Consider the following 20,446-nt stretch of genomic DNA (forward strand, 5'->3'; position numbering starts at 1 on the left):
GGGCTTTGTTTGGATTGGCAATCAGTCTTGGTATTCAGTCTGATCTTCAGGGCGTAGTTTTAGCTGCACACCCATCAGGAAATTACGCAGGATCTGGTCTTTACACTGACGGTAGTGTTTGTTGTCCGGCTTGCGGAAAAAAGCACTCAGTTCATGCTTGCTTAAGCGGAAGTTCGCCAGCTCCAGGATCTCCAGAATATCTTCCGCTTTCAGGTTCAGCGCAATACGCAGCTTCTGAAACACCATGTTGTTGCTCAGATGGGCATCAGGCTGAGGTTGTTCACCGTCGCGTTTACCGCGTTTTAGGTTGATCAAACCGTTCAGAAAAGAAGAAAGCTCGATGCTGTTCATTTGCACGAACGCTTCGTCTTCATCTCTTTTCATCCAAGCCGCCACTTGTTCAAGCGTCACGGTTACATCAGCCAGCGCGAAAATTTCCACAACTTCTTTGTCTTTAAAGTCGAAGGTATAGCGAATGCGGCGCAAGATATCATTATTGGTCAAAGCAGATCCTAGTCTTAGGTGGTCCGGCGTAATCAACACGATTTACCGGAGAGGCGGGGGAGTCTATCAGAGTTCCAGGCTTGCACCTAAGGGAATCATCCCGCGTACAACCCCTGTTTTACAGGAAAAAAAGAGAGCCCAAGTGACCTTGGACTCTCGTTCTTTTGAATCAGTGTCTTGCGACGTTTGAAGGCCTAGATGTAGTAAGCTTCAACCGTGCCTTTCAGTGTGATCAGCAATGGCTGGCCACGACGATCCAGTGCTTTAGGTGAAGGAATTTTGATCCAACCTTCGCTGATGCAGTACTCCTCAACATCAGTACGCTCTTTACCGTTGAAGCGAATGCCGATGTCGTGCTGGAAGCATTCTTCCACAAAGTGTGGGCTACGTGGGTTACCAGAAAGGTGGTCTGGCAGCGCTGGCTTTGAAGTTGTGTCGTTCATTATATTGACCTGATGTCATTTGAAAGTGCGCCATTGTAGAACATAGATGGGCTCTAGCTCAATCGGCATCATTGCACTGATTTCATGTCGCCGAAAATGAATGGTTTGCATCGTGATGGCTGGATCTATTCAATCCAGCACCAACTCTAAGTCGACGAAACTACGTGTTTTACAGAGGCTATCGAGGATCTCTTTCCGTACTATCACCAAATCATCGCTTTTGTGTTTAAATACTTCCGCGGTGAAGCACACGATGATGAGGTAACTACTGCCGACCTTCATCGCCAGTAATTCTTTGCATTGAATGTCCCTTGCACTGAGCAGCTGTCGAATGGTTGTGTCGATTTCACGCTGCTCGTCTTCATCTTTAAGGCTACCACCCATTAACTCATGAAACGCGCACCGGATTAGATCAGCAGGCTGTGGCATCATCGCTATCCCCAACAGCACCACGACAATGGCATCTCCAATGTAATGCAGAAAACCCCACGCCCCGTGAATATCCACGAAGATAATGGCAATCAGCGCAATACCAATTGCAGCAGAAAGCACGCCATCCACCAGCGAAGACTTTGCCTCCGCATCCAGTAACATACTGTTGTATTGCACTTTTTTGTTTTCATTACGGTAGTAAAACGCCAGCCCCAGACATATCGCCACCATAGCCAGGGTATAAATCATGATGGGCCCGATCACGAGCGGGGGTGTCGGCTCCCCTTCGATATAGCCAAAGATTTTGCCAATATTGGTCGTGATAGAAGAGAGCAACACACCAAGGATCATGATGCCTTTGAACAGGGTATACATGGACTCGCCAGCAAACTTTCCAAAAGGAAAATCGTCCGTCACCAGCGCTTTAACGCGGGTCAGGCGAAGTGCGACTATTGACGAAAGAAAAAGAATAAAGGAAAGGTTACCGTCCAGCAGCAACGCTTCAGAGCCTGATAGGTAATAGGTCACCCACCCTGAAAATGCCATCACCAAATTAGCCATAATACTGACTTTCAGCGCTCTTTCTTCAGTGGCAATCAACGCATTGTCTTTCATAAGTGTCCGCCCTATCGACTCACTTCTTTGCATCCTTCATCAGTTGTAGTTGCCGAGGGTGGTATTTTCCGTCTGGTAAGTGAGCCAGAAGACAGGTTTGTTCTTGCGATGAATCTTTGGGTAGTTTTGATGCGGGGTTAACGGCTTTGACAATGAGAGATGTTGATTAAGTCTCCACCAAAACTCTTACCAAGAAAGCCCAAGATAAGGAGTCAGGAAGGTTTCAACCTCATCCCGTGCGAGACCAACCTCAACATGCACGCCACCCTGCTGCAACATCGCAATACCCGCGCCATTGTTTCGCCGATCTGGGTCGAGTAGCGAAACGACCACTTTGCCTATCCCTGAATTCAACAAGGTTTCGGCACACGCTGGCGTTCTGCCAATAAACGAGCAGGGTTCAAGTGTGACGTATGCTGTTACCGTTTTAATATCGATATTTGAACTGAGCTTCCCGAGTGCTTCCACTTCCGCATGATGGCCGCCAATAGGTTGTGTAAACCCTTCCGCAACAATATCGCCATTGGCGACAAGGACGCAGCCCACAGGAGGGTTGGGTTGGCAATAAGGCAGTGCATTTTTTGACACATCGAGCGCTCTAAGCATGAATCGCTTTTCGTCTATCACGTCCTGTTTCCTGCTTCTTTTCCCGTTGGAATGATCATCTCCGTCGACGCGCCTGACGTTCCTCGTTGAAAATGACACTGCCCCCCCAATCTCTTTACGCGTGATTGAATAGACGCCAGTCCATACCCGTGATCACTGTCATCTTGTTCTTCACTGCATTTTCCGTCGTCTGTAATCTGAATATGTAGTGAATTTGATTCCATTTGGCAACAGAACATCACTCTGGTCGCGTCCTTTGCATGTTTGATCGTGTTGGTTATAAGCTCCTGAAAAACACGCAGTAAGTCCAGCTTTTGTTGGGCGCTCAAGTGCATTTCTTCGTCACAGATATCAAGGCTCCACACTAAGTCGATACCAGAGGCCTCCAAGACGGGCTCGATGCGTGAGCGCCACTGACCAAGGAGCACGGTAAACTGGGTTTCAAACAACGGGTTCCGGCTATCAAGAATCAGTCTGAGGTCATTGAGACATTGCTGCGCTTTGAGTTGGAGATCTTCCCGGCCAACGCTCTTCACTCTTAGCAAGGTGATCAGCTCTACCAACTGGCTACCCAATCCATCGTGCATGTCAGATAACAGGTTTTGCCGTTCCGTCAGCAAAGCACGTTGCTTCTCACTTTCGTGGGCTATCGACTGCTCTTGCTCAAAACGTTTTACTGCTTCAACGACTTTGTCTTCCAACGTTTTCTGCAACTCTTCACTCTTGTTTAAGGCGCTCACATAGCGGTACATCAGCAAGCCACAAAGTGTCAGAAAGATCAGTAAGTTTGCATGTATACTCAGCGGAAAATACATATCCAGAAGCTGCATGCCATCCAGTGAATCCAACACCCCAGCATAAACACCCACCAGACCGGATATCGCCAAGATAAGCGCACTGAGGCTGTGTCGTAAGTATGCCTGCCACAGCAGTATGTACCCGATATAAACCGCACTCAGCGCCACGAATCCCCGCAGGAAGCTCTCGTTAAATCGCCACCATATATATTGAGGATCCCATTCATACAACGCAAAGGAGGCAACCACCAGCAAGAGGGAAACACACCAAAATACATACTCAAGCTTTCTCGCCTGAATGCCATACCAGCGGTGAAGAAACAGCACCATAAACAGGGTGAGCAAAGGTTGAAATGAAACAGACAACATCCAATAAATGTGCTGGGAAATCGGTAAGTTGGAAATCGTGAACGTCATATTGGTCATGGCCCAGCAGACCGTACCCAGCGCGAAGTAGAGATATTCGCTGTTCTGACGACGAAACCACCAGAGCATCAGGTAAAACAAGGTGATGACCGGCGTGAGCCAGAGCATCACTTTATGAACGCCTATCTGAGACCAGTACAAACGCTGATAAACAGGTTTCACCTCTTCAGGCGTACCCGCGTAGATTTGAGGAAGCCGCAGCCCACCACTGGATCCAATATCTATCGAGACAGCTAGGTTCTCTCCGTCAAATAATCGATTGGGGAACTCGTGATAAACAGGCTGATAGCGAAAACGCGGCATCATACGTTCGCGGGAGTAGGCCACAGGCGCTGTCTGCCAAATTAACTCCCCTCCGGTTCGCATTGCCAAGGTATCTCTGAATGGCGGCAACAAAATCGCCGTGGTATCTCCACCCGCTTTTGGCAGTACCAAACTGTATTGCCCATAGGAAAAACCGCTACCAAGGGTGTAGTTATGCGGCAGGGAAACCTCCCGGTATGTGGGCTTACCGTCTTGCTGAATCACCTGAGTCGCCACATCAACGACGGGCAAGTTGATATGGTTAGTCACCTCAAGTCCCTTCACCATTATCAGCAGCAAGATTGCAGGCAGCACGAGTACCAACACAAAGCGAAATACTGCATTGGTTAGCGCCTTTCCAGAGTGCATCGCAGACATTCTTTGGTGCATTAGATCCTTAATACCCCCCAGAACTTGGGATGGTGATTATTCCTGTCAGATTTAGGCTGTTTGGTAAGCACTTCGCCCAAGGAGTTACCCATGAAATTCGCTGCCGTTACCGGAACAAACGGGAAAACCACCAGCATTGAGTTAACCCGCCAACTACTGAACCATATCGGCGTGTCCGCAATGACATGGGGCACGTTGGGGCTTCGCCACCAAGACATCACCGAGTCCCTGCCCTGGTATTGCAACACCCCTGAGCGAATCCATGACCATGTGAAGGAGGTGATGGCGCAGTGGCAAATCGACGTCTGCTTGATGGAATGCTTCAGCAGGTTACTGATTTTAGGACAGTACCAAAGATTCCAATTTGACTGTGGGGCTTTTACTAACCTGTCTCACGATCATCGCGATTACCATAAAACCGAGACAGACTACCTCAACGCTAAACTCACACTCACCGATCATTGCAAACCGGGCGCAAGCATCTGGCTCCGCCATGAAGAGCCACACCGCGAAGCATGGCTGACCGCTTGTCACCAACAAGACTGCATACCCCGAACATTCAGCAGCGAGACGCCACAAAGTGATTGGTATGGCGAGCTTGATCATCAAACACTGACGTTAAAACTCAACAACTATTCCTGGCAGGGCGAGGCCCCTTTTATTGGGCAACACAACGTCTGCAACTTGCTGACCGCCTTGGGCCTGGTCGCCAGCCTTTGTGGTTATCATGCCATGAAAAAAGCCCTTGCCTTTATCCCCTCTCTCACTCTGCCACCGGGTAGGTTGCAAGCCATTCCAGTCAACGATAAACGGCGGATTTTTGTCGATTTTGCCCACAACCCTGATGGCCTGGGTCAAACGCTTTCAGCGTTGAGAGAACACTATCAGAAGCCCTTAACCGTCGTGTTTGGGTGTGGGGGCGATCGGGACAAAACCAAACGCACGCCTATGGCAAAAGAGGTGGGGAAATATGCCCAACGCATTTTTATCACTGGTGACAACTCACGGACTGAGCCGATTGAGCATATCGTTACCCCCTTGCGCCAGACCTTGCCTCATGCGCGTTTTGTGAAAAACCGGGTCGAAGCCATTTATCAGGCACTCTCTGGCCAAACTGATGAGGACATTCTTGTCGTCGCGGGGCGAGGACATGAAACCTACCTTCCCGGCGCTTCACCTTTGCTACCTCCCTCTTTCTTCAATCAGCCGTTGTGCGATGCCGACGTCATCAAGATTTGCCTGAAGCAAATACAACAGCGCTGAACCTCACTCCAAAAGCCTGTTATCACGACATCTTTCTCTCAACACCTCTAAGGAGGAATCTATGCGAGTTGCAGTTATTGGCGATTCCGTCATGTGGGGACAAGGGCTCCCCCGGCATCAAACCTACGCAAACCAACTGGTTGCTTGGCTTTCCCGAGAGCTTCGTATTGGCGCTTCCATCAATGACATGCACCAACCCATCACGGGTGACTACAAAGCCCACTCAGGCGCGATTATTGGTAAAAAGAACGAGCATCATCGTCGCCCAGCATTCGACACCCACCTGCCACAACCCACGTTTTTTGGTGAACTGCCTGCGGCTTACCCCACCATCACGAAACAGCTGACAGAGCTTCAGCGCCCAGAGGATATCGATCTGCTTCTGGTGAACGGCATAGCCAATGATGTCGGTTTACTCTCCCCGGTCAGAGATTTCGAAAAAGCCATATCTAGCCTTGAACAACGTGTTAGCGACCGTCTGATCCCTTTTCTGACAAAAACCAGATCACAGTGCCCCAACGCGCTGATTCTCTACACAGGCTATTTCCCCGCAGTGTCACCCCATTCCAACTTCAAGAGCATTGAGCAGTTTACTGACGTGATGCATTCATCTGGCTCCATGATGCGACAGATATTGAATTTCAAAACAGGAAACCGGTATGCCGATACAGCTATCGATATGGCAAAAGCGCTTTCTCCTGTCGATGACGTATTGGGTTGGTTGTCTAAAAAGCTGCAAAAGCCAGACAACATGATTGAGCGAGTCAAACTCGATGGTTACCTCTTTTACAAAGCAATGGAACTGAGCACGATGCAGGCAGTAGATAGGGTTAACCGACGTCTGGCGTCGACGAACAAGGACCCGATATGGTTTATTCACCCAGGTCTATCAGCCACCCAGTCCATTTTTACCCGCCGCCCTCAGGTTTGGGGATGGAACGGCGACCGTATCGTAACGCGCGAACGCCAAAAGCTGTGCCCAAATTACCAAGCAGCCCTCGAGTATTCCGCCAAAAATGGGATTGAGGTAGAGCAGAACTTGTTTTCTGCCGTTTCCTGCAAAAACGCGCACCTTCTCCACCCAAATAAAGCAGGTGCGAACCAGTATTTTTCTAGGCTACGTTCGATGATGACAGATCATCACAACTTCAGCCTGCGAAAAGTGATGAACAACATCGCACCTAGCTATAGCCTCCGCAAAGCGACCCAAGAACTGGGCATTCCTTTCTATGGCTCCCTTCGAAACCTCATCCCTCATCAAACCCTGAATATGCTGGGAGCTACCCTGACCGTTCAGGCAAAAACCCGCGCCAAAAAGCTCACCTTCCACCTTCATTACAGCAACCGAAAGTTTCCATTGGTCGTGAATGCCGTCACAAATCAAGGTGCGATGACGCTATTCGCTTCTGAGCAGGTGGTGCTTGATCTGGAAGCGAGATTACCCATCCGATCACTCAACAAACTTTCACTACGCTGCGCCACATCTGGCGTCAGTAAAGTCAGTAACGTCAACTTGCAGGTGATGATCAACGGCGCGAGTTTCGCGTTTGATCTTGAAGACGCTGCAGCTGCATTGAGACCGCAAGGTATTCCTCTCCCGTTTGGTCTCAACGCAACCCAATAACAGTAAAAGGACACTCATTATGGCGACAGACATCAAGCTCAAAAGAACCTGTATCGACAACATCGCCCGCATGATTCGGTTTGGTGAACAACTGGACACCAACCGTGGTGGCGGCATGGTGTTATATAACAACACACTTTTTATCACTGACAATATCACCCGTTTTCGTAATGGCTTCAGTAGTAAGCGAACGTATATTACGCCTGACAAGGTATCGACAACCAAAGTCACCAGTTTTGAAGCCTTCAGCGAGCAGTTAGAGTGCCGCAGGGAGGTACGTGTCGGCATGTTGGGCTCAGTGACAGAAGCAGTTGATAACGAACCCGGCTCTCTAAAAGTGATTACCCCGAAAGACTCACCCGACATTCACATCGACGGCCGAACCAGCACAGTCAAAGCACGACATTTCAGCCGCACCTCAGATGAACGGCTAAAACAGGACATTAAACCCATTGTTTCCGCCCAGCAGTTGCTTAACCAAATCGAAGGCGTGACCTATCGGTGGAAGGATAGTCATCAGCCAACGGAGGAGTTTGGCCTGATTGCCCAGCAAGTAGAGACAGTGATCCCCTCTCTTGTCGATCAAGACGAAGATGGGCTGAAAAGTGTCGATTACGAAGGCTTGATCCCTTTGCTGCTTGAATCCGTCAAACAGCTGCATGCACACGTTCAGCAGCTTGAAACCCGCATTATTGAGCTGGAATCGGCGTCATCCCAGCCCTAACCCCCAACCCTAAAAGGAGGCTCCCATGAGTCAGACAGAACCCATGATCAAATTCGATGACGGTGGCAACCCAAGTCTGCTCCGTTACGACTTACCTGCATCGACAGCATTCACTTATGAGCAGGTTTCTGAACTTGTGATACCAAGCAAATTCAAACGCAAGAAAAGTACCGACAGTACATCCAATCAGGAGAAAAGCGGTCAAACCGTGGTACCTATGACCATGATGGCCATGAAAGCCCACGCCATCAGCCCACTTTGGCATGCAGTGCTTGCAAACGAAACGGATGAAAACGTTGACGAGCAACTCATTCAACCCGCGCCGGTGAATGACGTTATCGAGGACACCCCCATCCAAAACGAAGCGATAGTGCAAACCGCCGTCCAACCACTGGACTACCTCATGGATAAGTATGGTACGGCGCAAGTGCAGTACATGCTTGAGAACGGCTATGTCATAGACCGCTCTGTTGGCATTTCAGGCATCCCTAACTATGACCTCTACCTACCCAATTTGACATCAGTTCCAACGATTCGTCTGGTGGAAAAGATAACAGTCAGAAACTATCTCGGTGATTATGGTGCAGGCCGAGTGGTGGATTCCTTCTCCTTGCTACCAGGGGAAGAAGTCGAACTTTCCATCCGCAGCTTTGAGCAAACCAAAACCAACCGCTCGGAAACCCAAAGTATTCTTGATGCGCATAGTTCAGATACCCAATCAGAACTGACAGAATCACTGGATAGGGAGAGTAAAACCGAGTTTTCAGAAGACACGCAGGATAAATGGCGTCTTGAAGGTCGCACCGACTACCGGATGAAAACCAGCGCCAAAGTGGATATCCCTTTTGTGGGTAGTGGTGGCGGCGAGAATGAGCTAAAAATATCAGTCAGTGGTGGCTATGAAACACAAACCAATACCCACCGCGCCAACACACAGAAAACCGCAGAAAGTGCACTGAAAAAACACATCGACAAGGTGAATGCGAAACGCGAAGTCAATGTTCAGGTCGATCGCAGTAGCAGCCATACTGAAGAGAACGAGTTCAGTGAAAAACGGACGATTCGCAATATCAACGTCAGCCGCACCCTGAACTTTGTCGCACGACAGATGAACCAGGAATACCTGTCTACTTTCGCATTGACCGGTGCCTATCTTGAAGTCGACTACGGCACGCCCGCCAGTATCAAACGCTACGAGCTTTATGAGCTGGACGCTTTCTTTGAAGACTGTATTGCGGATCAACACTACCGGGAAGATGTCACTAAAGTTCTCTACCGAATGCTGGCCTCTATCCGCGACCACCAAGGAAATACCCGAAGCCTGATTAAACAGGAACACATCAAAACGCCAGAAGAAAAAACGCTGCTAAGTGTTGATCATCATGTAACGACGCCCGTATCTAACATCGGCGGCAAGCCCATTGATGTGCCGGGTATTGTATTGGCGGTTAACCAAAACATCCTGCAAACATCCGGTGTCGTCGTGGAAGCTCTGCTTGGTCAATCCAACGCGCTAGACCCTTACTCTATGGGGCTGCAAGCTAACGAAGTACGACGCCGGGAGCTCGAAAACAGTGAGCGTAAACTGAAAACCCATGTGATCAATGCGCTGATTGATATCGCCAACCAACCCGAGCACAAAGAGAACGCTATTGCAGCGATTTCAGCACTCCAGACCATTCACAACGATTGCTGTGAGGAAGAGAAAGGAGATAGCGCATGACGGACACACTCACCAACTCATCTTCCCTTATCACAGCGTCGACTAACCAAAGTCCGGTTGCCCCTTTGGGGCAATCTTTGGTGACGCCGGAAGAGGCTGCCCCGCGTAATCTCGGCACAGCCAAATTTAAATTTCATTTGCTGGATATGGAATATTCCAATGGTTTGCTGACCTTTTCTGTGCTGCTGGCAAACTTTGCTGTTAGCGAGCACAAGCTTTTACCGGGTCAGAAAAAATACCTTGATGAACTGGTTTCTCTTTTTAAAGCCTATGGGGATGATGCCAGAGTGACTCACCTTATTGGCAGAGCGAGCAAAACTGGCCCTGAAGGTAAAAATAAAGCCTATGCCAAAAGGCGGTTGGAAAGTGTTAAACAATATCTGGAGGAACGATGCCCAAAACTGCAAATCCTAAAAGAATTTTCTGATGGTTCAGCCTCTCCCACTCACGTGAAAAACGAAGCATCACAATTGGACTGGAACCGTTCGGTAGAAATCCGAGTTTCTGTGCTCATTCCAGCGCCCAAATTTCCTAAGCCAACACAAAAGGCAGTACCCAAGCCCAAAAACGTTTGCCCTAAAGGAGCATCGTATAAATGGCAGCTTGATCTGAAATTGATGCTGACGTTTGACTACTATTTTGGCGTTGTCTTTCTGGCAGGTAGACTATACAGTCTGGACGATCAAGGCGCTCGACTTGATGGCGGGAAGGAAGCTTACATAGTTGGGGTCTCTGTCAGCCCGCCACTATCCAAGTTTTCTAAATACCCTAAAGGGATGGGTAAAAAGAAGGCAAGTTCAGCCATTAAGGTGGCGGTATCAGCCAAGCGAATCGCTGCCTTGTTTAAGGCTGGAAAGATGGACGCGCTGGTCAGAGCCCTAAAGAAAAGCCAGCTCGGCGTCAGTGCATCTATAGTATCCACCAAGGACAGTGGCCTGGTCTCCTTCAAAGCTGATGATGGAATACACTGCTACCAGTACTCAGATTTCAATAAATGCCCTGTTGGAATTGCATTCGCTGCAGGGCAGGTAGCGACTGCCAGTGCTGAATTCTCCGTGCTGAAGCTGTTGGATAGTAAGTTTCCAGTAGAAAGGAAATTCTGGCTACATTATAAGGGTGTAGTTATAAATAAAAAGGGACTCGCGTTGGCAGATATTTCTATAGGCCTCGCGGGTGCCATGATGTTTGTGAAGTGAAAGTTAGGCTTACAGCAATCCTTGTTGATTAGCTTCAAACACCGCCTCACAACGACTACTCACTTCAAGCTTGCGGTAAATGGCCTTGATATGGTCATTTACCGTGTAGTGAGAGATGCCCATTGCGCTTCCAATCTCACTGGTTTTTAGTCCCTTTGCCAGTAGCACCAGCACTTCGTTTTCGCGGTTAGTTAAAGGATTATTCAGCGGCGTTTGCGTTCCTACCTGAATTTGATTTAACACATGCGCTGCCACCGCCGCACTCATGGGGGCGCCGCCCGCCAACTGACTTTCAATCGCTTCTTCAATTTTCTCAAACGGCGTGTCTTTTAACAGGTATCCGCGGGCTCCCGCCTGAATCGCACTTAGCACATTGGTTTCATCACCAAAAATGGTCAGCACCATCACCTCAGTGTCAGGGTGGTTTTTTCGCAGGTAGTGAATCAAATCCCGGCCATTGCCATCGGGCAGGCCTAAATCGACCAGCGCCAAATCGTACTCATTCTGTTCAGCCAACATCAGTGCCTCTGCCAGTGAACCAGCGCAATCACAATGGGTTATCTTATAGGAGGAGGCCAACTGCCCCAGAAACTGCTGATAGGCGGGGATATCTTCCACAATTAATAAACGGGTCACATGCCACCTCTTACTTCGGCAAAACAGAAGGAAAAAGTATCTAAGAATCAAAGCCGGATGGGTGTAATAAGCGCAAGACTGAGCACAATCTTACCTATACGTAGATCACTTAAAGAAATGGATATTTCAGACTAGAAAGTCTCACCCTCTATTACCTTGGGTTTCCTATATCGCGACTCTTTTCAACACGCTAGCATCTATGCTCACGCCTTATAAAGTGAAAACATCTGACGCGAATTGACTCCAAGGAGCCGGCATGTTTTTCACCAAACGATTCTTTCCCTATTTTCTTACTCAGTGCCTCGGCGCGCTGAATGACAACATCTACAAAAACATTCTGTTGTTGATGGTGACCTACAGCTTTATTGATTCACTTCCTGTTTCGGTCGATCTCTTCGTCAACCTTGCTGCTGGCCTTTTCATTCTGCCTTTCTTCCTGTTTTCTGCGCATGCTGGCGCGATTGCCGACAATATGGATAAAGCCAAACTCATTCAGCGTTTGAAACTGGCAGAGCTCGCCATTATGGGCTGCGCCGCTGCAGCCATCTTGACGCAAAATGCGTTACTGATGTTGGCTTTGCTTTTTATGACGGGAACCCAGTCGGCGTACTTTGGGCCTGTTAAGTACGCTCTTTTACCTCAGGCTCTGAAGGCCAATGAATTGGTAAAAGGCAATGCCTGGGTCGAAATAGGCACTTTCCTCTCTATCCTTATTGGTACGCTCAGCGCAGGTCTGCTGCTCGCCATTCCTGGCGGGACATTCATTGCAGCGTGTCTGGTTGTTTCGCTGTCATTGATTGGCTTTTTGAGTAGTGTGAACATTCCATCTTTGCCCGTTTCCAACCCAGAGAAAGTGCGTTTTTCTCCGATTTCAGGCATGAAGAACACGCTTAAAGTCGCCAAAAAACAACGCGGGATCTGGATGTCGATTCTCGCCATTAGTTGGTTCTGGTTTATGGGTGCAACCTACCTGACGCAGTTTCCGAACTTTGCCCGTGAACACCTGCACGCAGACAGTACCGTGGTTTCGCTGCTGCTCGCCCTGTTCTCTATTGGTATTGCCGCAGGTTCTTTTATCTGTGAGAAGCTGTCTTTCAACAAAGTGGAACTGGGCATTCTTCCTTTCGGTATTCTTGGCCTGACACTGTTCAGTGCGGATTTGCTTTGGGCAGTTCCTTCCGTTGAATCTTTCCCCGAGCAGTTTTATGGCGTGCAAAGCTTCATCGCTCAATCAAGCCATCTGCGTGTGATGTTTGATCTCTTTATGTTGGGTGTCAGTGGCGGCGTGTTTATTGTCCCGCTGTATGCATTTATTCAGTCTCGCGCTAAAGACGGTGAGTGCGCGCGCTCTATCGCAGCAAACAACATTATGAATGCGTTGTTTATGGTGGCCTCGGCACTGGTTTCTATCTTGGTATTGAGCGTATTGGATTTCTCGATTGTCGAATTGTTCGCACTGATGGCGGTAGGGAACTTCATCGTGGCAATTTACGTTTACCGTCAGGTGCCTGAGTTCACACAACGTTTCATCAGTTACTTATTGAGCCACTGTCTGTACCGCGTATCGGTTAATGGCCGCCAGCATATTCCTGAGCAAGGCGCAGCCTTGATTGTCGCAAACCATGTCAGCTATGTAGACGCATTGCTCCTGATGGGAACATCAACCCGCCCAGTGCGTTTTGTGATGGATAAATCCATCAGTGAAATGCCGATACTGAAATACGTTTTCCGTCATGCGGGTGTCATTCCTATCTGCTCGCCCCGCAAGTGCGAGAAGACCTACAACGCGGCATTCGAAACCATTGGGCAGGCATTAAACAACGGCGAAGTCGTCTGTATTTTCCCAGAAGGCCGTTTAACCTCTGATGGTGAACTTGGCGAATTCAGACCCGGTGTGGAGAGAATCCTCGCTCAATCACCGGTTCCGGTCATCCCAATGGCATTGAAAGGCTTGTGGGGTTCCTTCTTCAGTCATAAAAACGGCCATGCACTGACGACCCGCCCAAGAAGGTTTTGGTCAAAGATTGAAGTGAATATCGGCGGGCTGTTAAAACCGAACGCATTAAACCGTCACTTACTGCAAAAGGAAGTACAAAGTTTGCTGGTGTAAAAACAAAAAATGCCACCCTGTTGAGGCGGCATTTTTTTACCAATTGGTTAAACAGCAGCAGGCATCGCCTGAACACGGAACAGTTTGCGGCAACGCTCCAGGAATGAGCCATATACCACACCCAACAAGCCGGAAAGCAGCGCGTTTGAAGCGACGGCTGTTGCGATTTGACTTGGTTCAGCGCCAACGGTAAACAAAATGGCTGCATACACTGGCGACTGGAAAGCCACATAAGCCACAAAGTCCGCCACGCGCTTCATTGTTTTGGTCGAAGATAAACGTTGCGAGAACTTCTGCACATTGTCGCGGAATACACCGTAAGGCCAGGCAATCAGGATATTGACTGGAATCGACAACAGTCGCGAAGCCAAAGATTGTTCGAAAGACATACCAGACACGAAGATCTCGACCATCATGCCAGTGACGAAGCAGAACACGACCATGGCAAACATATCAGCCACGACGCTGCGAACGCGGTTAGCGCCACCCATTTACTCACCCCAAAATCGCTAAATCAAAACGGCTAAAACAGCCAAAAATTCAATAAAAAAACGGGTTGGAGAAGTGCCGTTCACGCCGACTTTTTCACCTCCGTTATATCGGCTATTAGAACAAAACTCTGTTGGATTTAGGCGCTATATTTAAAATTAAAACCAGTGTTTTATTCTAATTATTAAGACAATTATGGCTCATGTGACCACAATAAATCTGGCACATGTTAAGCCCATTTGATCACAATCTAGTCTGGCTTTCGGGACAGGTCTCTGGCCATGATCAGCGCCAAGCCTAGTATCTGGAGGAAAAGGGCAAGGTTTCGGTAGTTAGAGATGCTACTCACAATTTCCCGGTAGGAGTCTGCTAACTGTAGGTTATCGAGATATAGCGTATCTATCTTGTTTCGCAGAAGATCTTGCTGCTGGTCAATGCCGAGCATGATTTTGTTGATGTTGGCCATATCTAGGGGTGTATCTGTCATATCAGAAAACGGTGAAAGCAGTTGGCTAACGAGCATCTCTGGGAGCTCTCTACCCTCTTCTTGGGTGGTAAGAATGATGAGCAATGTTTCCCTTCGGCGCTCAAGGGCATCGACTTGCTGCCAGGTCAATTGAATAAGTTGATTGTTGCTGCTCTGGGTTTCTTCCACCACCGCCGCTTTCTCTCCCAAACCATCAATCACAAAGTTGGTCATCAGCGCGGCGATCACATTCATGACCAGTCCTGTCGCAACAATCACCCACGTTGGCAGTCCTATTTGCACCTTGTTACTCCCTCAACACAAAGCTACCGTTCTGCCTTCATGTATAGCGCAAAAACAATGCGTTAGGGGTCTCACTTATACCTAATGATCAGAGAAATTCGCTTGTGAACGCTACAAATGAAAAAGGCCAGCGTATCGCTGACCTTTGGCGTTGGATTTAAATAGCGCTTACGCGCTTTGCGCTACCGGCATGATTTGCGCCAGTTTCAGGTAAGAATGCAGTTCGCCGTTTTTGTACTCGATGGCCGAGTGAATGTTCACCGATTTATTGGCAATGACCCGGCTGCGGTAGGTGTTGTCGTTTTTTACGATTTCCAAATCGAGCACACCTTGTTCCAGTTTCCACCAACCTTTGGTTGGTAGGCGGTTGAACAGGGTAAATTCTTCAAGGGTGCCATCTTCTTTAAGCAACAGCTCAGTCACATAGCCCGCACTGCAGGTTTTAATCCAGCGTTGGCCTTTCACTTCAGATACCGAGAAAGAGCGCTTACTGGACATCCAGTCAAAAAGGGCGATGGCATCGACATCTGACACGTCGGGAAGTTGTTCAATATTCAGCATGGCTGCGGTGCCAGATTCACGCAGAAAAAGCTGTAAGTACGAGCTGTTTACCTGTTTTTGCATCTCTTACGTCACTGTCATTCCTTGAAAAAGATGAAGATAACCGCAAGCTACGCCCTCTTCATCCCTCTTTTTGTAGGAATGTTAACCAGCGCCGAAAACAGGCCGGAATCCGATAGTCAGTGTTTGATAATGAGGCGTTAATTCAGGAACCAATATCACTAAATGAAAGGGGAATTGCGCTGAATCAAAAATGAGCAATGCATCTCACTGGAGAGGCACTGTTGTGTGAACTATCTTTAAAACGAGTGGGTTCACTATCAGGTGAGGATTATGCGCTATCTCGTTGTTAAATCAATAATTATAACTTCGGCTCTGGTATCTGGTTTTGCCTTTGCTGCAAAAGATCAGTTGGGTGAAGTGGTTACAGAAAGAAACGAATCAATCTGCAAGCAGAAGTTCACGCAAGAGCTGTTTACACAACAGCGTATTTTCAGCTCTGATCGCAACGGCTCTGATAAACGCCGAATTGCTGAGCGTAAAATCGAAGCTGCCCGCCAAAAATACAATGATACGGCAAGCTTTTGTGATGCATACGACGAGCTACTCACTTTCAATCCAGAAACGCTGGACCGTCGCCCTGGTGACGCACAATTCGATTAGTGACTCTTTATTAGCGATACCAGTCGAAGTTAGACAATTAACACAAGCCACTGATAAAGTGGCTTGAAATGTTTCTAACGACAGGTGTTGTCATGTTCGCTGTATCAAAATCGTTTTCTTCAAAACCACTTCGCGCGCTGATCGCTGCATCTGTATTCGGTCTTGCATTGGCAGGCTGTTCAGACGATGAAGTCGGCGATGTCAGCTTGGGATTGTTCACGACCAAAGACATCAAAATCCAAATCTTTAATGACCCAGAAGTGCCCGGCGTCACTTGCCACATCAGTCATGTGAAAGCAGACCTCGATTTTTCTGATCCGTCAGATATGGGTATCTCATGCCGACAAACCGGTGAAATTACCCCAGAAATGATTGCGAATGTGGATCGCTCTAAATCCGGTGAAGTGGTGTTCACAGCATCGAAAAGCATTTTGTTCAAATCGATGAAAATCCGCAGAATCTTTGATTCTAAAAACCAAACCTTGATGTACCTCTCTTACTCGACCAAAGAGACACAAGGGAGCCATAAACACAGCCTCTCAACGGTTCCACTTTGGGGTACTAAGGCGTGGCAAGCGCCTACAGAAGATAAATAAAACGCTGCTTGCTCATCCTTCTGGTGAGATTTTTAATGAAGGATGAGCACGCTTGCCTATCAGCAAGGTAGACTGCGCTCGTATCGTCCAACGATGTAAGTCACGTATCCGACTTTGAATACTCCCGCTATCACGATGGTCACTATGTGGGCGATGGTTTGATGGAAAATTGAAAAATTGTCCGCAAATGGAAAGCTGATGAGTAAAGAGCTCACCATTATCAAGCCCGACATAATCATCAACACGCCGCCGACCTGCGTAACCTTTTTGAAGTTAATGCCTCGTTCATTTCCAGATTGGATTACTACTTCCATAACCTTCTCCTTTAAAGATGTATTTCAAATGCACTTTAAATAATAAAGGCTCTCCCGTCAAACTAATGCGAATGATTTTCACTCATTGGCAGGCCAGCTCGCTTTCTTGTTTTGGTATAAACGTTGGGTTTGGCGAAATACGCCGTTAATATACCGCTGTCACATTCAACAGAGTAATTACCATGACCGCTTTTCCTTTCAAAAACCTCGTCGAGCAACAAACCACAGAATGGCTCGAGAAAGTCGTCATTGGCTTAAACCTCTGCCCGTTTGCCGCCAAGCCGCAACGTAACAAGCAAATCAAGGTTGCCGTATGTGATGCCCAGGATGATCAGGAAGTGATGGAAAGCATCATCACAGAGTTAACATTGCTGGAAAAAAGCGACGTGGCGGATTTAGAAACAACCATCGTGGTCACTCCGAATCACTTTCTGGACTTTGATGACTACAACCAGTTTTTGGATGTCGCAGACATGCTGATTGATCAGTTTGGCTGGCGCGGTATTTACCAGATTGCGAGTTTCCATCCGGATTATTGCTTTGCGGATGTTGAACCGGAAGATGACAGCAACCTGACCAACCGTTCACCGTTCCCGATGTTTCACCTGATCCGTGAAGCCAGCATTGAAAAAGCCCTGAAGCACTACGGCGGGGACGCGGAAGATATCCCTCAAATCAATATCGACCGCGTTTGCAGTTTGTCCGCAGAAGAGAGAAAAGCGCTGTTTCCTTATCTTTTTAAGGCGCACTGATACAACTAAATTCTGCCAAAACTTCATCTGCTAACGTCAGCGTTAACGCATCACCGTCAGCGAGTTTACCCACACCTTTCGGTGTGCCAGTCAGCACGGTATCGCCCGGTACTAATGTAAAGTACTGGGTGAGGTGGCAAATCAAATCGACCACAGGGTTAATCATCAGGCTGGTGTCTCCGCGCTGGGTTGGCTCGCCGTTGATGTCCAAACCATAAGTAGTCGCGGCCAGATCTATGCCTTCAAAAGGTACGAACTGGCTTTGCACGCAACTGGCATCAAAGGCTTTTGCCAGCTCCCAAGGCAACCCTTTTTCTTTCAGTTTGCTTTGGGCTTCGCGGCGTGTGAGGTCTAGCGCAACCCCAACCCCAACAATCGCGTCCAATACTTCTTCCGCTGTTGCCTTCGTCAGCGGCTTGCCGATTAATACTGATAACTCAGCCTCATAATGAATAGGGGCCAGACGTTCACTGAGTGCTAGCGAGGAATCGGTGCTGACGATTGATGTCGCCGGTTTGATAAAGAGCACAGGCTCATCAGGGATAGGATTATCGAGCTCTTTGGCATGCTCAACATAGTTTCTTCCAATACAAACCGCTTTGCCTGTTGGCAACCCTGCATCCTTTCCGTCAACCCATTGATGTGAATACATTCCTGACTCCCTGCCTTCCCAAATAACCTTGCCATATTATCAAACATCTTTTGTGATGATGGCGGTTCGATCCAAACTTGTTAATTCTTATGCCGTCTTAGTCACGATTAGTTAAGTGAGTGTTATATTATCGCGTAATCGTCCGTCTTTTTGGCCTTGAATTTCAGCGGTATTCGGTAGACACGGACGAGTCAGTAAGTCATATAAAAGGATAAAATATGAACCTCGATTACTTTGCGCTTGGGCTGCTGGTCTTTGTCGCTCTAGTGATTTTCTACGGCATCATTGTCATTCACGACATCCCCTATGAAATCGCGAAAAAGCGGAATCATCCGCATCAAGATGCCATCCACCATGCTGGCTGGGTGAGTCTGTTTACCCTTCACGCGCTTTGGCCCTTCTTATGGATTTGGGCAACGCTTTGGCGCCATGATCGCGGCTGGGGAATGAGTGCGCTGGAACATAATCAGGAAGCCATGCAGAGCGAATTCAATGCGCTGAAAGAACGCATTACTCTGCTGGAAAAAAAGCTCGAGGAAAAAGCTCAAAGCGTGGAGACCTCAACCACCAGCGGTGACAAAGACGGGGAGGAAAAATAATGGATTTACTCCTCATTCTGACTTACACCGCACTGTGTGTGGCTATTTTCAAAATCTTCAAAATCCCTCTGAATAAATGGACCGTACCGACTGCGGTATTGGGGGGTATCGTGCTGATTGGCACATTGATTCTGCTGATGAACTACAACCACCCGCACACGGCGCTGGGCGGTAATGTGTATGTCACCACGCCAATCGTACCGAACGTTCGTGGACAGGTTGTCGAAGTGCCCGTTCAGGCTAACCAACCGCTCAAGCAGGGCGATATCCTGTTTAAGATAGACCAGACCCGATTCAAAGCCCGGGTAATGGAAGCCAAGGCAGCCCTGCAGGACGCGCAGCAATCGGTACTGACCCGTCAGGCCGCTTACTCAACGGCTAAGGCCAATACCCTCAAAGCGTTAGCTGAACGGGACAGAACAAAGAAAGAGTTTGAACGTTACCAAAAAGGTGCAAAGAAGGGAGCGTTTACTGCTTCTGATGTCGACAACAAACGTCAAATCTATCTGGCTGCGGAGGCCTCTCTAGAAGCCGCAGAAGCGGAAGAAGATCGTCAGCTTCTTGGTATTACCTCTCAAATCAATGGTGTGGACACCACGGTAGCGAAAGCACAAGCTGCACTGGAACAAGCACAGTTTGATTTGGACAGCACCATTGTCCGCGCACCAACTGACGGCTACGTGACCCAAGTGACGCTGCGCCCAGGTATGATGGCCGTTCCTATGCCGCTTCGTCCGGTGATGACCTTTGTGAATGAAGACCGCACCCGATATGTGGGCGCGTTCCGCCAAAACAGTCTGCTACGTCTGAAACCGGGTTTTGAAGCCGAGTTCATCTTCCGTGCTCTGCCAGGCAAAACCTTCCAGGGCAAAGTCGTCGAAGTGCTGCCTGCCATTGCAGAAGGTCAGATTCAAGCGCAAGGCATGTTGATGGGCGACAAGATGTTTAGCGACCAAGGCCGTGCACTGGTTGTGCTGGAGATGACAGACGACATTTCTGAACATATGCTGCCGAACGGTACCAATGTCGAAATCGCCGTCTATTCAGACAGTTTCCATCACGTCTCTATCATGCGTAAAGTTCTGATCCGTATGAAGAGCTGGCAAAACTACCTGTACCTCGACCACTAATCCCCCCTTCAATTCCGGCTCAACCAGAAGGTTGAGCCGGCACACATTTCCCCGCCCATGTATCACTCTTAATAAAACAAGATCTTAGATGGATTTTTCCACCTGTTCGCAGCAATTGATAAGACCTAG

Annotated in this window: 22 protein-coding genes; 11 read left to right on the forward strand and 11 right to left on the reverse strand. The window is 48.4% G+C overall.

All coding sequences use genetic code 11. The features are described 5' to 3' along the window. Positions 1–21: 21 nt before the first annotated feature. From RN22_RS21750 to RN22_RS21770, 5 genes are all read right to left on the reverse strand, one after another. Positions 22–504, reverse strand: coding sequence for a DUF1456 family protein (locus RN22_RS21750; RefSeq protein WP_002536577.1), 483 nt, complete (start codon positions 502–504; stop codon positions 22–24). Between the two features lie 194 nt (positions 505–698). Beyond that, positions 699–947: a DUF3297 family protein gene (locus RN22_RS21755; RefSeq protein WP_002536576.1), complete on the reverse strand. Its 249-nt coding sequence runs from the start codon at positions 945–947 to the stop codon at positions 699–701. Between the two features lie 129 nt (positions 948–1,076). Continuing rightward, entirely contained in the window at positions 1,077–1,994 is a 918-nt protein-coding gene (locus RN22_RS21760; RefSeq protein WP_046307703.1) for a cation transporter, read from the reverse strand. Positions 1,995–2,180: 186 nt separating this feature from the next. Next, on the reverse strand, positions 2,181–2,621 hold the full coding sequence (locus RN22_RS21765) for a bifunctional diaminohydroxyphosphoribosylaminopyrimidine deaminase/5-amino-6-(5-phosphoribosylamino)uracil reductase RibD (protein ID WP_255350074.1): 441 nt from the start codon (positions 2,619–2,621) through the stop codon (positions 2,181–2,183). Beyond that, positions 2,618–4,516, reverse strand: a complete 1,899-nt coding sequence (locus RN22_RS21770) for an ATP-binding protein (protein ID WP_046307705.1) — start codon at positions 4,514–4,516, stop codon at positions 2,618–2,620. The genes RN22_RS21765 and RN22_RS21770 overlap by 4 nt, the downstream gene beginning before the upstream one ends. A 90-nt stretch (positions 4,517–4,606) precedes the next feature. Here RN22_RS21770 and RN22_RS21775 point away from each other — a divergent pair, with 90 nt between their 5' ends. The 5 genes from RN22_RS21775 (at position 4,607) to RN22_RS21795 (ending at position 11,046) form a co-directional block, all read left to right on the forward strand. Continuing rightward, positions 4,607–5,779: a Mur ligase family protein gene (locus tag RN22_RS21775; protein ID WP_046307707.1), complete on the forward strand. Its 1,173-nt coding sequence runs from the start codon at positions 4,607–4,609 to the stop codon at positions 5,777–5,779. A gap of 61 nt (positions 5,780–5,840) precedes the next feature. Continuing rightward, positions 5,841–7,403: a hypothetical protein gene (locus RN22_RS21780; protein ID WP_046307709.1), complete on the forward strand. Its 1,563-nt coding sequence runs from the start codon at positions 5,841–5,843 to the stop codon at positions 7,401–7,403. Positions 7,404–7,422: 19 nt separating this feature from the next. Then, positions 7,423–8,127, forward strand: a complete 705-nt coding sequence (locus RN22_RS21785) for a tail fiber domain-containing protein (RefSeq protein WP_046307711.1) — start codon at positions 7,423–7,425, stop codon at positions 8,125–8,127. A 25-nt stretch (positions 8,128–8,152) separates the two neighbouring features. After that, positions 8,153–9,850 (forward strand): hypothetical protein, encoded by a 1,698-nt coding sequence (locus RN22_RS21790; RefSeq protein WP_046307713.1) that lies wholly within the window; start codon positions 8,153–8,155, stop codon positions 9,848–9,850. Further along, on the forward strand, positions 9,847–11,046 hold the full coding sequence (locus RN22_RS21795) for a hypothetical protein (RefSeq protein ID WP_046307715.1): 1,200 nt from the start codon (positions 9,847–9,849) through the stop codon (positions 11,044–11,046). Before RN22_RS21790 ends, RN22_RS21795 begins: the two co-directional genes overlap by 4 nt. Positions 11,047–11,055: 9 nt before the next feature. Here RN22_RS21795 and RN22_RS21800 read toward each other — a convergent pair whose 3' ends face one another. Next, positions 11,056–11,682 (reverse strand): response regulator transcription factor, encoded by a 627-nt coding sequence (locus RN22_RS21800; protein ID WP_046307718.1) that lies wholly within the window; start codon positions 11,680–11,682, stop codon positions 11,056–11,058. Between the two features lie 256 nt (positions 11,683–11,938). On the opposite strand from RN22_RS21800, the gene RN22_RS21805 reads away from it, so the two are divergent. Then, positions 11,939–13,792, forward strand: coding sequence for an MFS transporter (locus RN22_RS21805; protein ID WP_046307720.1), 1,854 nt, complete (start codon positions 11,939–11,941; stop codon positions 13,790–13,792). Between the two features lie 47 nt (positions 13,793–13,839). Here the strand turns inward: RN22_RS21805 and RN22_RS21810 are convergent, their stop codons facing one another. From RN22_RS21810 to RN22_RS21820, 3 genes are all read right to left on the reverse strand, one after another. Further along, a complete protein-coding gene (locus tag RN22_RS21810; RefSeq protein ID WP_046307722.1) occupies positions 13,840–14,283 on the reverse strand; it encodes an L-alanine exporter AlaE in 444 nt (147 codons plus the stop codon). 248 nt (positions 14,284–14,531) lie between these two features. Continuing rightward, positions 14,532–15,050: a hypothetical protein gene (locus RN22_RS21815; RefSeq protein WP_046307725.1), complete on the reverse strand. Its 519-nt coding sequence runs from the start codon at positions 15,048–15,050 to the stop codon at positions 14,532–14,534. 168 nt (positions 15,051–15,218) lie between these two features. Next, entirely contained in the window at positions 15,219–15,674 is a 456-nt protein-coding gene (locus RN22_RS21820; RefSeq protein ID WP_046307727.1) for a hypothetical protein, read from the reverse strand. A 270-nt stretch (positions 15,675–15,944) separates the two neighbouring features. Between RN22_RS21820 and RN22_RS21825 the strand changes: the two genes are divergently transcribed. Continuing rightward, entirely contained in the window at positions 15,945–16,274 is a 330-nt protein-coding gene (locus tag RN22_RS21825) for a hypothetical protein (protein WP_046307729.1), read from the forward strand. 92 nt (positions 16,275–16,366) lie between these two features. After that, positions 16,367–16,870 (forward strand): CreA family protein, encoded by a 504-nt coding sequence (locus RN22_RS21830; RefSeq protein WP_039849648.1) that lies wholly within the window; start codon positions 16,367–16,369, stop codon positions 16,868–16,870. Between the two features lie 59 nt (positions 16,871–16,929). On the opposite strand, the gene RN22_RS21835 is transcribed toward RN22_RS21830, so the two are convergent. Then, positions 16,930–17,184, reverse strand: coding sequence for a hypothetical protein (locus RN22_RS21835; RefSeq protein ID WP_002536558.1), 255 nt, complete (start codon positions 17,182–17,184; stop codon positions 16,930–16,932). Between the two features lie 182 nt (positions 17,185–17,366). Between RN22_RS21835 and RN22_RS21840 the strand changes: the two genes are divergently transcribed. Then, positions 17,367–17,936 carry a DUF1415 domain-containing protein gene (locus tag RN22_RS21840; protein ID WP_046307731.1) on the forward strand — a complete coding sequence of 190 codons (570 nt, stop codon included), beginning with the start codon at positions 17,367–17,369 and terminating at the stop codon, positions 17,934–17,936. Here RN22_RS21840 and RN22_RS21845 read toward each other — a convergent pair. Next, positions 17,923–18,588, reverse strand: coding sequence for a fumarylacetoacetate hydrolase family protein (locus RN22_RS21845; protein ID WP_046307734.1), 666 nt, complete (start codon positions 18,586–18,588; stop codon positions 17,923–17,925). The genes RN22_RS21840 and RN22_RS21845 overlap by 14 nt on opposite strands. Before the next feature lie 218 nt (positions 18,589–18,806). Between RN22_RS21845 and RN22_RS21850 the strand changes: the two genes are divergently transcribed. After that, positions 18,807–19,187: a DUF3302 domain-containing protein gene (locus RN22_RS21850; RefSeq protein WP_046307736.1), complete on the forward strand. Its 381-nt coding sequence runs from the start codon at positions 18,807–18,809 to the stop codon at positions 19,185–19,187. Then, complete coding sequence (locus RN22_RS21855) at positions 19,187–20,317, forward strand: HlyD family secretion protein (protein WP_046307738.1); 1,131 nt, start codon at positions 19,187–19,189, stop codon at positions 20,315–20,317. The genes RN22_RS21850 and RN22_RS21855 overlap by 1 nt, the downstream gene beginning before the upstream one ends. The last annotated feature ends 129 nt before the right edge of the window (positions 20,318–20,446 follow it).

It is taken from the genome of Grimontia sp. AD028, from assembly GCF_000973155.1.
Classification (GTDB): domain Bacteria; phylum Pseudomonadota; class Gammaproteobacteria; order Enterobacterales; family Vibrionaceae; genus Enterovibrio; species Enterovibrio indicus.

Excerpts from the sequence above, each read along its gene's own strand:
- RN22_RS21755 (WP_002536576.1), bottom strand. The coding sequence starts at position 947 with ATGAACGACACAACTTCAAAGCCAGCGCTGCCAGACCACCTTTCTGGT.
- RN22_RS21760 (WP_046307703.1), bottom strand. The coding sequence starts at position 1,994 with ATGAAAGACAATGCGTTGATTGCCACTGAAGAAAGAGCGCTGAAAGTC.
- RN22_RS21770 (WP_046307705.1), bottom strand. The coding sequence starts at position 4,516 with ATGCACCAAAGAATGTCTGCGATGCACTCTGGAAAGGCGCTAACCAAT.
- RN22_RS21775 (WP_046307707.1), top strand. The coding sequence starts at position 4,607 with ATGAAATTCGCTGCCGTTACCGGAACAAACGGGAAAACCACCAGCATT.
- RN22_RS21780 (WP_046307709.1), top strand. The coding sequence starts at position 5,841 with ATGCGAGTTGCAGTTATTGGCGATTCCGTCATGTGGGGACAAGGGCTC.
- RN22_RS21785 (WP_046307711.1), top strand. The coding sequence starts at position 7,423 with ATGGCGACAGACATCAAGCTCAAAAGAACCTGTATCGACAACATCGCC.
- RN22_RS21790 (WP_046307713.1), top strand. The coding sequence starts at position 8,153 with ATGAGTCAGACAGAACCCATGATCAAATTCGATGACGGTGGCAACCCA.
- RN22_RS21795 (WP_046307715.1), top strand. The coding sequence starts at position 9,847 with ATGACGGACACACTCACCAACTCATCTTCCCTTATCACAGCGTCGACT.
- RN22_RS21805 (WP_046307720.1), top strand. The coding sequence starts at position 11,939 with ATGTTTTTCACCAAACGATTCTTTCCCTATTTTCTTACTCAGTGCCTC.
- RN22_RS21810 (WP_046307722.1), bottom strand. The coding sequence starts at position 14,283 with ATGGGTGGCGCTAACCGCGTTCGCAGCGTCGTGGCTGATATGTTTGCC.
- RN22_RS21820 (WP_046307727.1), bottom strand. The coding sequence starts at position 15,674 with ATGCAAAAACAGGTAAACAGCTCGTACTTACAGCTTTTTCTGCGTGAA.
- RN22_RS21825 (WP_046307729.1), top strand. The coding sequence starts at position 15,945 with ATGCGCTATCTCGTTGTTAAATCAATAATTATAACTTCGGCTCTGGTA.
- RN22_RS21830 (WP_039849648.1), top strand. The coding sequence starts at position 16,367 with ATGTTCGCTGTATCAAAATCGTTTTCTTCAAAACCACTTCGCGCGCTG.
- RN22_RS21835 (WP_002536558.1), bottom strand. The coding sequence starts at position 17,184 with ATGGAAGTAGTAATCCAATCTGGAAATGAACGAGGCATTAACTTCAAA.
- RN22_RS21840 (WP_046307731.1), top strand. The coding sequence starts at position 17,367 with ATGACCGCTTTTCCTTTCAAAAACCTCGTCGAGCAACAAACCACAGAA.
- RN22_RS21845 (WP_046307734.1), bottom strand. The coding sequence starts at position 18,588 with ATGTATTCACATCAATGGGTTGACGGAAAGGATGCAGGGTTGCCAACA.
- RN22_RS21850 (WP_046307736.1), top strand. The coding sequence starts at position 18,807 with ATGAACCTCGATTACTTTGCGCTTGGGCTGCTGGTCTTTGTCGCTCTA.
- RN22_RS21855 (WP_046307738.1), top strand. The coding sequence starts at position 19,187 with ATGGATTTACTCCTCATTCTGACTTACACCGCACTGTGTGTGGCTATT.